The sequence below is a fragment of the Tenacibaculum sp. AWR4_210 genome (genome assembly GCF_056160945.1).
In genome coordinates this window covers 535,206-549,896 of sequence record NZ_JBSWYF010000002.1, presented here as the reverse complement: position 1 = coordinate 549,896, position 14,691 = coordinate 535,206, and the positions used below count along the sequence as shown (strand labels likewise).

The 14,691-nt window shown below is 39.6% G+C and carries 12 protein-coding genes and 2 tRNA genes; 8 read left to right on the top strand and 6 right to left on the bottom strand.

The genetic code is table 11. The annotated features are described in order from the left end of the window. Nucleotides 1–25: 25 nt before the first annotated feature. From ACXAG7_RS05735 to sufD, 4 genes are all read left to right on the top strand, one after another. A complete protein-coding gene (locus tag ACXAG7_RS05735; protein WP_408042241.1) occupies nt 26–355 on the top strand; it encodes a HesB/IscA family protein in 330 nt (109 codons plus the stop codon). 31 nt (nt 356–386) lie between these two features. Then, nucleotides 387–1,835: a Fe-S cluster assembly protein SufB gene (sufB, locus tag ACXAG7_RS05730; RefSeq protein ID WP_408042240.1), complete on the top strand. Its 1,449-nt coding sequence runs from the start codon at nt 387–389 to the stop codon at nt 1,833–1,835. Between the two features lie 78 nt (nt 1,836–1,913). Further along, entirely contained in the window at nt 1,914–2,666 is a 753-nt protein-coding gene (gene sufC, locus ACXAG7_RS05725; RefSeq protein WP_408042239.1) for a Fe-S cluster assembly ATPase SufC, read from the top strand. 48 nt (nt 2,667–2,714) lie between these two features. Beyond that, nucleotides 2,715–4,028, top strand: a complete 1,314-nt coding sequence (gene sufD / locus ACXAG7_RS05720; RefSeq protein ID WP_408042238.1) for a Fe-S cluster assembly protein SufD — start codon at nt 2,715–2,717, stop codon at nt 4,026–4,028. A gap of 51 nt (nt 4,029–4,079) precedes the next feature. On the opposite strand, the gene ACXAG7_RS05715 is transcribed toward sufD, so the two are convergent. Together ACXAG7_RS05715 and ACXAG7_RS05710 are read right to left on the bottom strand one after the other, a co-directional pair. After that, complete coding sequence (locus ACXAG7_RS05715; RefSeq protein WP_408042237.1) at nt 4,080–4,565, bottom strand: acyltransferase; 486 nt, start codon at nt 4,563–4,565, stop codon at nt 4,080–4,082. An 84-nt stretch (nt 4,566–4,649) separates the two neighbouring features. Beyond that, nucleotides 4,650–6,983 (bottom strand): trypsin-like peptidase domain-containing protein, encoded by a 2,334-nt coding sequence (locus ACXAG7_RS05710; RefSeq protein ID WP_408042236.1) that lies wholly within the window; start codon nt 6,981–6,983, stop codon nt 4,650–4,652. Nucleotides 6,984–7,215: 232 nt separating this feature from the next. Here ACXAG7_RS05710 and ACXAG7_RS05705 point away from each other — a divergent pair, with 232 nt between their 5' ends. Together ACXAG7_RS05705 and ACXAG7_RS05700 are read left to right on the top strand one after the other, a co-directional pair. Then, nucleotides 7,216–8,148 carry a hypothetical protein gene (locus ACXAG7_RS05705; RefSeq protein ID WP_476666239.1) on the top strand — a complete coding sequence of 311 codons (933 nt, stop codon included), beginning with the start codon at nt 7,216–7,218 and terminating at the stop codon, nt 8,146–8,148. Between the two features lie 245 nt (nt 8,149–8,393). Then, the gene (locus tag ACXAG7_RS05700) at nt 8,394–9,110 is read left to right on the top strand and encodes a DUF547 domain-containing protein (RefSeq protein WP_408042234.1); all 717 of its coding nucleotides are present in this window, start codon (nt 8,394–8,396) and stop codon (nt 9,108–9,110) included. 58 nt (nt 9,111–9,168) lie between these two features. Here the strand turns inward: ACXAG7_RS05700 and ACXAG7_RS05695 are convergent, their stop codons facing one another. From ACXAG7_RS05695 to ACXAG7_RS05680, 4 genes are all read right to left on the bottom strand, one after another. Continuing rightward, nucleotides 9,169–9,540, bottom strand: a complete 372-nt coding sequence (locus ACXAG7_RS05695; protein ID WP_476666238.1) for a VOC family protein — start codon at nt 9,538–9,540, stop codon at nt 9,169–9,171. 16 nt (nt 9,541–9,556) lie between these two features. Beyond that, nucleotides 9,557–10,078 carry a GNAT family N-acetyltransferase gene (locus tag ACXAG7_RS05690; protein ID WP_476666237.1) on the bottom strand — a complete coding sequence of 174 codons (522 nt, stop codon included), beginning with the start codon at nt 10,076–10,078 and terminating at the stop codon, nt 9,557–9,559. 80 nt (nt 10,079–10,158) lie between these two features. After that, on the bottom strand, nt 10,159–11,364 hold the full coding sequence (gene odhB, locus ACXAG7_RS05685; RefSeq protein WP_408042231.1) for a 2-oxoglutarate dehydrogenase complex dihydrolipoyllysine-residue succinyltransferase: 1,206 nt from the start codon (nt 11,362–11,364) through the stop codon (nt 10,159–10,161). Nucleotides 11,365–11,431: 67 nt separating this feature from the next. Beyond that, entirely contained in the window at nt 11,432–14,197 is a 2,766-nt protein-coding gene (locus ACXAG7_RS05680) for a 2-oxoglutarate dehydrogenase E1 component (protein WP_476666265.1), read from the bottom strand. 230 nt (nt 14,198–14,427) lie between these two features. Between ACXAG7_RS05680 and ACXAG7_RS05675 the strand changes: the two genes are divergently transcribed. After that, nucleotides 14,428–14,501 (top strand) — tRNA-Asn (locus ACXAG7_RS05675). 64 nt (nt 14,502–14,565) lie between these two features. Further along, a tRNA-Asn gene (locus ACXAG7_RS05670) sits at nt 14,566–14,639 on the top strand. Nucleotides 14,640–14,691 lie beyond the last annotated feature (52 nt).

Here is a 14,691-nt window from a genome sequence, read left to right as displayed (position 1 = left end):
GTTGATTGAGAAATAATCTATAGATATGATAAAAGTTTCAGACACAGCAAAAAAGAAAGTTGTTGAATTAATGACCGATGACGGTTTTGACGCTACCAACGATTACGTTCGAGTAGGTGTTAAAAGCGGCGGTTGTTCAGGTTTATCATACGACTTAAACTTTGACAAGAATCAGCAAGAAAACGACAAGATTTTTGAGGACAATGGAATCAAAATCGTCGTTGACAAAAAGAGCTTCTTATACCTTGTAGGTACTACTTTAGAGTATTCAGGTGGGTTGAACGGAAAAGGGTTTGTATTCAACAACCCGAACGCCAACAGAACTTGTGGATGCGGAGAAAGCTTTTCTTTATAATTAAACACAGCAAACAGAAGACTTAGAACGGATGAGTAAATACACTGAAGACGATTTACGCGAGGAACTGAAAACCAAAGAATACGAATACGGTTTTTACACGGACATTGAGAGTGAAAAGTTTCCTAATGGGCTCAACGAAGACATCGTTCGTGCCATTTCTAAAAAGAAGAACGAACCAGAGTGGATGACTGAATGGCGTTTGGAAGCATTTAGAATCTGGGAACAAATGGAGGAGCCAGAATGGGCCAATGTACAGTACGAAAAACCAGATTTCCAAAACATTTCTTATTATTCAGCTCCTAAGAAAAAACCAAAACTCAACAGTTTAGACGAGGTAGATCCGGAGTTATTAGCGACATTTGAAAAACTCGGAATTTCATTAGACGAGCAAAAACGCTTGGCCAATGTAGCTGTTGATGTTGTAATGGATTCTGTTTCTGTTGCAACGACTTTTAAAGAGACCCTAGCTGAAAAAGGTATTATTTTTATGCCGATTTCAGAGGCTATACAAGAACACCCTGAATTGGTTAAGAAATACATCGGTTCTGTAGTTCCTACTACTGATAACTTTTACGCAGCCTTAAATTCTGCGGTATTCTCTGACGGTTCTTTCTGTTATATCCCGAAAGGAGTTCGTTGTCCTATGGAATTGTCTACGTACTTCCGTATCAATGAAGGAGGAACAGGACAATTCGAGCGTACATTGGTTATCGCCGATGAGAGCAGTTATGTATCGTACCTTGAAGGATGTACGGCTCCACAGCGTGACGAAAACCAATTGCACGCCGCAGTGGTTGAATTGATCGCCTTGGACAATGCGGAAATTAAATACTCAACAGTACAAAACTGGTTCCCTGGAGATGCTTCAGGAAAAGGAGGAGTTTTCAACTTCGTAACCAAAAGAGGACTGTGTGAAAACAATGCCAAGATTTCTTGGACACAGGTAGAAACGGGATCAGCCGTTACTTGGAAATACCCGAGTTGTGTGCTAAAAGGAAACAACTCTGTAGGAGAGTTCTATTCTATCGCCGTTACCAACAACTACCAACAAGCAGATACAGGTACTAAAATGATTCACTTAGGTAAAAACACGAAGTCAACAATCATTTCAAAAGGAATCTCTGCTGGTAAATCACAAAACAGCTATCGCGGATTGGTACAAATTGGACCACGTGCAGAAAATGCGCGTAACTTTTCGCAATGTGATAGTTTGTTGATGGGGAATGAGTGTGGTGCTCATACCTTCCCGTACATTGAATCGAAAAACAAATCGGCTCAAATTGAGCACGAAGCGACGACGAGTAAAATTGGGGAAGATCAGTTATTTTACTGTAACCAACGTGGAATTGATACCGAAAAAGCCATTGCACTTATCGTGAATGGATTTAGTAAAGAGGTACTCAACAAACTCCCAATGGAATTCGCAGTAGAAGCTCAGAAATTATTAGAAATCTCATTAGAAGGTAGCGTTGGATAAACTTCGCTTATAGATAAACAAAGTATAACAAAATCAATGCTGAAGGAACATACCGGAAGCACATAGCATAGAGATAAGATGTTAAAAATTGAAAACTTACACGCACAAGTAGAAGACAAGGCCATTTTAAAAGGAATTAACCTTGAAGTAAAAGCCGGAGAGGTTCACGCTATAATGGGACCAAATGGAGCAGGAAAAAGTACGTTATCATCAGTAATTGCAGGTAAAGAAGAGTACGAGGTAACTGCTGGAAATATCGAATTAAGCGGAGAAGACATCAGTGAATTAGCTCCTGAGGAGCGCGCACACGCTGGAGTATTTTTATCATTCCAATACCCTGTTGAAATTCCAGGTGTAACGGTTACCAACTTTATAAAAACTGCCATTAACGAATCACGCAAAGCTAAAGGAATGGACGAAATGCCAGCCAAAGACATGCTTAAGATGATTCGTGAAAAATCAGAATTGTTAGAAATCGATCGCAAGTTCTTATCGCGCTCTTTGAACGAAGGATTTTCAGGAGGTGAAAAGAAGCGTAATGAGATTTTCCAAATGGCAATGTTAGAGCCAAAATTGGCTATTTTAGATGAAACAGACTCTGGATTAGACATCGATGCCTTGCGCATTGTAGCTAACGGAGTAAACAAATTAAAATCAGAAGACAACGCTGTTGTGGTTATTACGCACTACCAACGTTTGTTAGACTATATCGTACCTGATTATGTACACGTTTTACACGATGGTAAGATTGTAAAAACAGGAGACGCTTCTTTAGCCTTAGAGCTCGAAGAAAAAGGATATGATTGGATTAAAGATGAAGTAAAGGCCTAAGCCCGATTCGTATTTATTGACATCACCTTTTACAATTACAAGACTACCATGGAGTTAAAAGAAAAATTATTATCATCATATGTTGCCTTCGAAAATCGAGTAAACATCAATTCGGATGTGCACGCTATTCGCAGCAACGCATTACAAAACTTTGAAAACCTAGGCTTTCCAACGAAAAAAATGGAAGCTTGGAAATACACTTCGTTAAATTCAGTATTAAAAGAAGATTACAGCTTGTTTCCAGAGCACGATATCGCTATTGAATTAAACGATGTTAAGAAGTACTTTATCCACGATATCGACAGTTATAAAATCGTTTTTATCGACGGAAAATACAGTTCTTTCTTATCGGAAACTACGCATGACGGTATGGACGTATGTTTGATGTCTGCGGCTTTGACCAAAGCGAAGTACAAGCCAATTATTGAAAACTACTTCAACAAAGCGGCGAAACAAGACAATATGACTTCGTTGAACACCGCCTTCGCCAGCGAAGGAGCCTTTATTCACATTCCTAGAGGTGTAGAGGTGGAAAAACCGATACAAATTATCAGTTTTACTACTGGAAACGAGAACGCTACCCTATTACAACCACGTAATTTAATCGTCGTTGAGAACAATGCGCACGTACAAATTATTGAGCGTCACCAAAGTTTAACTGAAAATCCAGTATTGACCAATTCCGTTACGGAAATCTATACAGACGTACACGCAACAGTTGACTATTACAAAATTCAAAACGACCATAGCAATGCTTCTTTGGTTGACAATACGTATATAGAACAACAACGAGAAAGCGTTTGCTCGGTACATACCTTCTCTTTTGGAGGTAATATTACCCGTAACAACCTCAATTTCTACCAAAAAGGAGAACGTATCGATTCTATCCTAAAGGGAATTACGATCATTGAAGGAAAGCAGCACGTAGATCACCATACCTTAGTACACCATATTGAGCCAAATTGTGAAAGCCACCAAGATTATAAAGGTATTTACAACGAGCGCTCAACAGGAGTATTTAACGGAAAGGTTGTTGTTGAAAAGGAAGCTCAAAAAACCAACGCTTACCAACAAAACAACAATGTTTTAATCAGTGACAAAGCAACGATCAATGCAAAACCTCAGTTGGAAATTTTTGCTGATGACGTAAAGTGTTCTCACGGTTGTACTATTGGTCAATTAGACGATCAGGCGTTATTTTACATGCAACAACGCGGAATTCCTAAAAAAGAAGCACAAGCGCTATTAATGTACGCTTTTGCCAATACCGTATTGGAAAGTGTAAAAATTCCAGAAGTTAAAAAACGTATCAATAAGTTGATTGCTCAAAAACTCGGTGTAAATATCGGATTTGATTTATAAGCATTCACTTACAAAATATACAAGGCCTTGAGAGTATTCTCAAGGCTTTTTTTAGTACGCTATTTTACGTACAAATCTGGCTGGATTCCCAACCCACAACTCCCCTGCCGGAACGCTTTTGGTAACCACACTCCCAGCACCTATCATTGCCCCAGCGCCTATAACCACACCTCCGAGTATGGTCGCATTTGCACCAATAGAAGCTCCTGCCGCTACCACTACTTTTTGATACTCCTCTAAATAGTGTTTAGACCTCGGGTACTTATCGTTGGTAAACGTTACATTAGGACCGATAAAAACGCGATCTTCCAAGCGACAACCCTCCCATAAAAACACGCCATTCTTTATCGTTACATCATCGCCAACAACCACATTAGCTTCTATAAAAGTATGCGCACCTATATTACAATTACGCCCAATGTGCACTGCCTCCATAATCACACTAAACTGCCATATGCGCGTGCCTTTTCCTATAGTCCGCGTCATAACTTCTGCTGTTGGATGGATTTGACATCCTAAATTTTTTCGTTCTTCCATGTTTTATTTTCACCTAATACCCATTAAAATACATAAAAAAACTGCCCGTAAACACGGGCAGTTCTATATTATTTAGGTTTACGACTATTTTCCAGCCAATTTCACAAAACTTTGTGAGTATACAGCCTTATCAGTTTTCACCTCCATTAAATACACACCACTTTCCATATCTGTTATAGAAATTGATTTTGTCAATGCACCTTGCTGAACTACAGCACCCGTAACATTCACAATACGATAGGTACCTGTTAACTCACGTTCTGGTATTCTGATCTTAATCAATGAAGTAGCAGGACTAGGATATACCATTAAATCAGTAATCACTTCGGTAGTAGGCTTAAATTCTGCAACTTCCTGTACCAATTCGTTCCCTACACAGAAATTCTTAGTATCTGTACTTGTAAACTGTCCTCCAGATGCTAATACAGTACCTGAACTATTGGTTAACTTGTACGAACCATTTCCGTAACTACAGCAAATACCATCACCGTACGAATCTTTAAATACCAAGCTATAACACCCAGTTGCTAAAGTTTTGTTTACAGTTACCTTTGAACCGCTTGCCTGACCACTGTAATTACCTCCTGATGCAACTACAGAACCCGCACTGTTTTTAATTTCCCAGCTCGTTTCCGATGCGTAATTGTCAAAAGTAATTTCTAATGATACGGTGTCGTTTCCGCCACCACCACCAGAACCAGAGGTAGAAAGTGCAAACTTATCGATTGCCATATCTCCTTGCCAAGTAGTTCCCGTAGTTCCGTTAAAACGAAGTTTTACGTCCTTCCCTACATAACTCGTAAGGTTTACGCTCGCATTTTGCCAAGAGTTTCCTTGATTTCCTGACTTACTCCACACGCTCGTCCAAGTACTTCCTTTGTCGGTGCTCGCTTCTAACTTTAAGTTCCCCATACTTGCACTACCGTACATGTGGTATGCAAAAGTTACTGTGGCATTGCTCGCATTTTTTAAATTAAAACACGGAGAAGTTAATACCGCTGACTTATTTGAATAGTTTGGTGATGACGACTCCATATATACGTAATAGGTTCCTGCATTGGCTCCTGAAGGTCCAGTGTTATTAGAAGGAGTACCTCCTGAACGCACCGTCCAGTTAAAGTCATCACTCGTACTTTGTTGCCAATTACCAATGGTATTTTCAAACCCTTGGCTATACGGGAATGAACTCACAGTATTAGCACAAGTTCCTCCTGGTGGGTTACCACCACCGCCACCGCTACCGGTACCGTTGGTTGGCATATCACTACCAATGGAAGAAATTAAGTTATCACAACGACCATACGATCCGTTTGGACAACCTCCTGTATTGTGAATTGCTATTACCAAGTTAGAATTGTAATCAAGTACTGGCGATCCTGAACTTCCTCCTTCGGTATCGGCGTAATAACGCACTTGTTGTCCTGAACCTGTTTTACTTTCAAAAACCTGTGAAAATCCACCTGCATTTGCGTCGGTATCCGTTTTTACAGATATTTCTTTTCTTCTCCCTCCTGGATGTTGAGGAATGTAAATACGATCACCTTTCGCTGGTACTGCCGTACTCAAACTCAAGTACCCGTAAGTAGCTGTCGGATTGGTCGGTAATTTCACTAAGGTATAATCTAATGACGAATTCGTTTTGATAAACGTCGCTGAAGAAGCTACGACATCACGTGTTGCCTCACCTGAACCTGTACATCCTGAATATTGATAGTTAAAAATATAATCAGTGTTTTGCGCATTTGAAGCCGAACCAATACAGTGATTGTTGGTCATTAAGTGACCTTCGCTTCCCAATAGCCACCCCGTACACAACGAGCTACCACCAATTAATAAGCGACATACAGACTTGGCCTTTTCGTACATGGTAGTACCTTGGTAACAAGCGATTCTCTCTTTGTTATCGCTAGAACAGATAGAACGTATCTTTGCAGCCATCAATTTCTTCATGATTTTGTCTTCACTGTAACCATAGGCCACTTTGGTGATTTCAAATCCACGGTGCTTCCCCGCTTTTCCAGAAGAATACAAGCTAACTACTACCTTATCGTCGAAAAGTACTCTCGACCAAAAGTCAGGAATCATCGTCATATTGTTATCGATAATTTTACCTTGACCACCGTAGATTAACGTTTCTTTAGAGTTCGCTCCTTGAACTTCTAGATAATCACCTGGTGCCAAATCAAAATTCTGAAAGTACAATTTGATATACGATGAATTTCTTGAAAAGAACTCCTTGCGATACACGAGTTCTTTATCGGTTTTACTCGATTTTTTTGAAAATCGTTGATAGGTTTTCGTGACTTTGATATCAGCCTCGAGTTCATCTCCAATTTTAAAAACTTCTTGAGCATTTAAGTTTCCCGCACAGAGAAACAGTGTGGTAAGAAGTACCACATTGAAAAAGTAATTTTTCATTATTAGAAGGGTATTTTGGTTAATTATTGCAACTAAGTTACTAATTACCAGAACAAAAACACAAAAAAAAATCAATTTTATCACAATAAAATTGACAAAGTCACGTTGGCTCTGGTCTCGTCTATTTTTAACACTAGGGTAAAAGTAGCCACTTCATTCTTTACATAAGCCTAAACCTCTATGTTGCTCAGTGGCCTAACTTCAAAATCCGATAAATCAACCCATTACCTTTATGAAACTAACCTTTCTAATTCCGTGCTTCACCGCAATTCTTTTACTTGTGAGTTGCCAACCTTCAAATGTACAACCGTCAGTATCACAGCTCGCATTCAGCCACAAACCTCCTACCCAACAAGACATCGCCCAGCATCACGCGCCACTATTTTTTCAGGATGTAGATGTAACCGACCTCTTTGTTTGTCCAAATTCGTCGAAAACGGGAACGGCCGATTGGATAGCGCCTGTCAATTACGATGGAGATTGGGATGCCACTAACAATTGGGAACACCTCATTAACAAAGGTCGAGACCTCGGCAGCCTCAAAGGAACTGCATATATCAATTATGCCAGTACAGCCAGTCATTATTACTTCTTGTACGCCGTATATCACCCAAGAGATTGGGCTGACAGCCTGTGGTGCAGCTTAGACTCTCATGAAAACGATTTGGAAGGCGTGCTATTGTGTATTGAGAAACAAGACTCCCATCCTATGGGGATACTCCGCTACGCCGCTACTATTTATCATTCTGAGCGCAAATTATACCGTGCTCAAGACCTCCATTACCGAGCTTCTCACCCTAAATTCTTTATTCAAGCAAAAGGTCACGGTATTCGAAAGTACGAAGGTTTAGCTGATGAAGACGGCACTCATATCGTTTACCAAATTACGGAAGATGAACAAAAAGTACATCAGCCACTTGCAGGTAAAAATCAGCTTCCACAAACCGTGTATTACCATTTAGTCCCCACCAAAACTACCTTATGGGCACGACGCGACCAACCGCTGCTCTTTACCGGAAACAGTTTTAACGGAGATACCTATCGCGATAACGCTGCCCACGCTCCTTGGGGCTGGGGAAGTATCGGAACCGATCCCGCAGGATTTATCAAAGATAAATTTTCATTAAAAAGCTGGGATACCACCTATTTGACAAAAGACTTTTAGTAGGCACTTTCATTTTTGAAAATAAGTTCTTAACTTTAAGTAGGCTATACAATGAAAGACCTTGTTCTGATCAATTTAACAAAACTTTAAAAAATGAAGAAATTCTACGTGTTTAGCCACTAAAGCGGAGTGTTTTAACCAAAAATGACAAAATTTTACGACAGTTTTTCAACTTAATTGTAATGTGTAAAACTTTTCTTCGTCCAAAGCACTATAGAATGTATTTATTACTAAACTGAAAAATTATGCGAAAAATTATTATTATCACCTGTCTACTTTTTATAAGTGTACAAGCGCAAGCTCAAACGGACGTTTTTGATGCTTTGCTAAAAACCTATGTCGACAAAAAAGGGAATGTCGATTACAGAGGATTGAGAAAAAACAGAGCTCTATTAGACATCTACCTCAAACACTTAGAAAAAACTATACCGGGTAAACGATGGTCATCTAACAAGGCAAAAGCCTTTTGGATAAACGCATACAACGCCTATACTATCAAGTTAATTTTAGATAGCTATCCATTGAAAAAAATTACAGATATCAAACGCAAAGGACGTAATGCCTGGAAGATTGAAATGGCTGTCATTGGTAAAAAAGCGTATTCACTTGACTATATCGAACACAAAATTTTAAGAAGATGGCATGACGATCCAAGAATTCACGTAGGAATCAATGCCGCATCAATATCAGGGCCACAGTTTGTAAACTTCGCGTTCACTGAGAAAAATATCAATAGCAAACTCGAAGAATTGATGAAGCGCTTTATCAATGACCCTACTAAAAATGTTATTGAACTGGATAAGGTAGCCGTTTCAAAAATATTTGAGTGGTATCAAGAAGATTTTACTATAAAATCCACTTTAATTGATTATATTAACAAATATTCCAAAGTAAAGGCAAATGACAACGCAGAAGTTGTATATTTAGACTATGATTGGAATTTGAACGAAAAATTAAAATAAATTGCGACTTATTAATTAATTCAATATAGAAAACAAAGTACCTAGTACTTTGTTTTTTTTATCTGTGTTGATCGATGAGAATTCTATTGCCATCCGGATCTTCTAAGGTACCACTAGCAGGCCCGGTCGTAGAGCTAGCTATAGGCTTGTGAAACTGCAGTCCGGAAGCGCCTAGCTGCTCTTGAATTTCACGGATGTCGTCAAAAGTTGCTAACTCCGCGGCTTCCTGATCCCAACCAGGGTTAAAGGTCAGGATGTTTTTTTCAAACATTCCTTCAAACAAACCAATTAAAGTTTGCTCATTCTTCATAATCAAATACTTCATTTCCGAGGATCCTGCAAAAACAGTAAATCCCAATTTTTCATAAAACTCCTGAGAGACTCTTAAATCTTTTACAGCCAAGCTCACAGAAAAAGCTCCTAATTTCATATCTAACGGTTTTTGGTTACTCCTTTTGAATACGGTATTGCATTAACTCCTCATCGTCTCCGGGTATACGCGTCCATCCTACAAATTTCAAGCCCAGTTTTTCAAGCAAGCGTTGTGATCCGGTATTTTCAGCGGTGGTAATCGCTTGCAATTCACTTACCTTAAACGCAGTAAACGATTGTTTCAATAATTCTTTTGAGGCTTCAAAGGCATAGCCTTTCCCCTCGTACTCAGGTAAAAAAGCAAAACCGATGTCCAGGCCCTTCAAGCCCTCTCTGTCATATACTCCACAACTTCCGATGGCTACTCCGTCGTCTTTGCGCACGACCACGTAATTACCAAAGCCTAAACGCTCGTGCTGAGGGAGCATTCTATCAATAATGTATTGGGTAGCCTGAGCTAAATCGTACACCTTTCTATCTCCAATATGTGCCAACCATTTCGGGGTATTCATCAAGGCTAAAAAAAAAGCAGCATCTGCAGTCGTTGCTAACTTCAAATACAATCGTTCCGTTTCGAATTCACTGAATTTTTTCATAAAGTTTTTCCTATAAAAATAAAAAAAATCCCGTTCTTTTTGAAGAACGGGATTCTATATAACTAGCTATGAGGCTAGGTTTACATTTCTAAAGCTTTCAACGGATTGTTATCCATTAATAATTCTACTGGATTTTCTAGCGCTTCTTTTACAGCTACTAAGAATCCAACAGACTCACGACCGTCAATAATACGGTGATCGTATGACAAGGCTACGTACATGATAGGCTGAATTACCACCTCTCCGTTTACGGCCATCGGACGGTTTACGATATTGTGCATTCCTAAAATACCACTCTGTGGAGGGTTGATGATAGGCGTTGACAACATAGACCCGAATACACCTCCATTGGTAATGGTAAAGGTACCTCCAGTCATTTCATCAACAGTAATTTGCCCATCGCGTGCGCGCAACGCCAAACGCTTTACTTCGCTTTCCACTCCTCTAAAAGTTAAGTTTTCAGCATTTCTAATAACAGGAACCATCAATCCTTTAGGACCTGACACTGCTATAGAGATATCTTGGAAATCGTGCATTACTTTGTAATCTCCATCGATCATAGAGTTTACATCTGGGTACATTTTTAATGCGCGAACCACTGCTAACGTAAAGAAAGACATGAACCCTAAGCCCACACCGTGCTTTTCTTTAAACGCTTCTTTATATTGTTTTCTCAAGTCAAAAATTGGCTGCATATTCACCTCATTGAACGTGGTCAACATGGCAGTTTCATTTTTAACAGACACCAAACGCTGCGCAACTTTTCTACGCAACATTGATAATTTTTTACGTTCTGTAGTACGTGCTCCAGTTCCTGGAGTTCCCATAGAAGGCACTGCTTTTATTGCGTCTTCTTTGGTTACACGACCGTCTTTTCCAGTTCCTTTCACCTCTGAAGCGGCGATTCCTTTTTCAGCTAATACTTTTTTAGCTGCTGGTGAAGCCGTACCTGTTGCATAAGTATCCTTTACAGGAGCTGCTTGAGGTGCTTCTTTCTTTTCTTCCTTAGCTGGTTCTGCTTTTGGAGCAGCTCCACCTTCTGGCTTTGCAGCATCCATATCAATTAAACACACAACAGCTCCTACCGCTACTGCATCTCCTTCTTCAGCTTTTAAGGTGATTATTCCACTTTCTTCCGCAGGTAACTCTAACGTTGCTTTATCAGAATCTACTTCGGCAATCGGTTGATCTTTTTCAACATAATCACCATCTTCAACCAACCACGTTGCGATTTCTACTTCGGTAATTGATTCCCCCGGAGAAGGAACTTTCATTTCTAAAACCATCAGTTCTAAATTTTTATATCTGAATTATTTTATTTCTTTTAATTGTTGCCTTAAGGCACCTTTTTGATTAATCAAAAACCTGTGCTAATACTGCTTCGTGACGACGCTTGTATCTCGCACTTGATCCTGCTGCTGGAGCCGAGTGATATCCTCTAGAAGCACATTCTAACTTCACTAAGTCAAAACGCTCTAGCATATACCCCCATGATCCCATGTTCTTAGGCTCTTCTTGTGCCCATACATAGCGCTCAACATTTGGATATTTATTGATTACTTCTTGTATTTTATCGTTGTGTAATGGGAACAATTGCTCCAATCGTACTAAGGCTACATCTTCTCTACCGAGTTCTTCGCGTCTCGTCAATAAATCGTAGTAGAATTTACCTGTACAGAATACTAATTTCTTCACCTTTGTAGGCTCAATAGTATCGTCAATTACTTCTTGGAAACCTCCCGTTGCCAATTCCTCCATAGTACTTACCGCCTTAGGTAAACGCAACAAACTCTTCGGAGTAAACACAATCAATGGCTTTCTGAACTCACGTTTCATCTGACGGCGTAAAATGTGGTACATATTCGCCGGAGTTGAACAGTTAGCAATGGTCATGTTATCAACTGCACACGATTGTAAAAAGCGCTCAATTCTCGCTGAAGAGTGCTCTGGACCTTGTCCTTCATAACCGTGTGGTAATAATACTACCAATCCGTTTTGCAGCTTCCATTTATCTTCTGCAGAAGTGATGTACTGGTCAAACATAATTTGTGCACCATTGGCAAAATCACCAAACTGAGCTTCCCAGATTGTCAAAGTGTTCGGAGCCGCCATCGCGTATCCGTAGTCAAAACCTAACACCCCGTACTCTGATAAGTGCGAGTTGTAAATGGTCATATTTCCTTTGTTATTAGGATTCGTGTTTAACAAGTTAATACGTTCTTCAGACACCTCATCTCTCAAAATAGCATGACGGTGTGAAAAAGTTCCACGTTCAACATCTTCTCCCGAAATACGAACATCGTAGCCCTCTTCTAACAAGGTACCATAGGCCAACGTTTCTGCCGTTCCCCAATCCAATTCGTTGGTTTCGAAAGCTCTCTTTTCTCTGTCCTTTAAAATACGTTCAGCTTTTCTTACAAACTTTACACCTTCAGGAACCGATGAAATCACTTTGGCAATACCGCGCAAACGCTCGAGGTCAAAAGTAGTATCAACAGGTTGCAGCATGTGCTCCAACTGCTTACGGATAAATCCATTCCATACTTCTGGCATAAATTCGCTTACACGAGACACCTCTTGCTTTTTCGACTCTTCAAACTCTACTTCAAGCATGTTTTTGAATTCAGCCGTTTCTGCTTTGATGTATTCATCGTCAACAATTCCTTCAGCAATTAGTTTTTCACCGTAAATCAACTTCGGGTTCTTGTGCTTAGAAATTGCTTTGTATAAGGTAGGTTGTGTAAAACGAGGCTCATCACCTTCATTATGACCGTACTTTCTGTATCCTAACAAGTCGATAAACACATCGCGCTTGAACTTCATTCTAAACTCTACCGCCAATTGCATTGCGTGACAAACAGCTTCTGCATCGTCAGCATTTACGTGCAATACCGGTGATAAGGTTACTTTGGCAACGTCCGTACAATAGGTACTAGAACGCGCGTCTAAGTAATTGGTGGTAAATCCGATTTGGTTATTCACGACCACGTGAATAGTACCTCCGGTTTTGTACCCGTTTAACTGAGCCATTTGCACTACCTCATACACGATACCCTGTCCTGCAATTGCAGCGTCACCATGTACTAATACCGGTAAAATTTTACCATCGTCTCCTTGATAATCTTGATCTACCTTAGCGCGAACAATTCCTTCCACAACAGCATCTACTGTTTCTAAGTGAGAAGGGTTCGGTACTAAGTTCATTTTTATTTCTTGTCCTTCCTTGTAGGTTTTACTCAAGGTAAGACCGAGGTGATACTTTACATCTCCATCGATATCTTTGTCTTCAAAATCCTTCCCTTCGAACTCGCTAAATAAGTCGCGAACAGGCTTTTTAAAGATATTCACCAAGGTATTTAAACGCCCTCTGTGCGCCATTCCGAGCACGCATTCTTTGACACCGTATTTTTCAGCAGCGTCGCGCAATGCCATACTCAACCCTGGGATTAAGGTTTCACCACCTTCTACAGAAAAACGTTTTTGCCCAACGTATTTCGTTTGTAAAAAGCTCTCAAAACCAACCGCCTGGTTCAATTTCGAATAGATATACTTTTTAGTATCCGCAGAATAGTCAGGGTGATTATCGTTCTTATTCAAACGATTTTGCCACCACTTTAATTCTTCAGGATTTCGCAAGTACATGTATTCCACTCCAATACTATCACAATAGATAGCCTTTAAGTGGTTTATGATATCCGCTAGCGTTTTAGGACCAATACCTAAAATTTCACCAGCGTTAAATACTGTTGCTAAATCATCAGAGTTAAGACCGAAGTTTTCAATATCCAGTGTTGGTGAATACTTTCTTCTATCTCTTACGGGATTGGTTTTAGTAAATAAGTGACCTCGGGTACGGTACCCATTAATCAAATCGATCACTAAAAATTCTTTACGTACTTCTTCGGGGATTTGTACCGAAACTTCTTCATCGGTTAGCGAGTAGTTTTCATTTGCTAAATCATAACCTTGAAAAAAGCTCCTCCAACTTGGTTCTATCGCATCAGGATTTTTTTGATATTGTTCATACAAATCACCTACAAACCCTGCGTGTACTGCGTTTAAGAACGAAAACTTGTCCATATTTTTGTTATACTTTTCTTTATAATAAGAATAATGGATACAAAAGTACAACTTTTAACTGTATCCCACTTTTATTTTGATTTTATTTTGTCCTAACTTTTTACCCGCTTTGTATTGGGATTTTAAATTTAGCAAAAAAATCTTCACCTCTAACCATTTGATTTACAATAAACGCCAAAATATCTTTGTTTTTTTTCGTATTTTTGTTTGGTGATATCAAAAAAACGCCTAAATTTGCACTCGCATTTGAAACGAACACCGTTTTAAATTCCTCCTTAGCTCAGTTGGTTAGAGCATCTGACTGTTAATCAGAGGGTCCTTGGTTCGAGCCCAAGAGGAGGAGCAAAGGCAACATGGAAGCCGATAATTTCCATACTTACATATATATTCTTGAGAAATCGAGAAATTCCTCTTTAGCTCAGTTGGTTAGAGCATCTGACTGTTAATCAGAGGGTCCTTGGTTCGAGCCCAAGAAGAGGAGCAAAAAAAGACTAACATTTACGTTAGTCTTTTTTGTTTTAAGTTGGTACAGT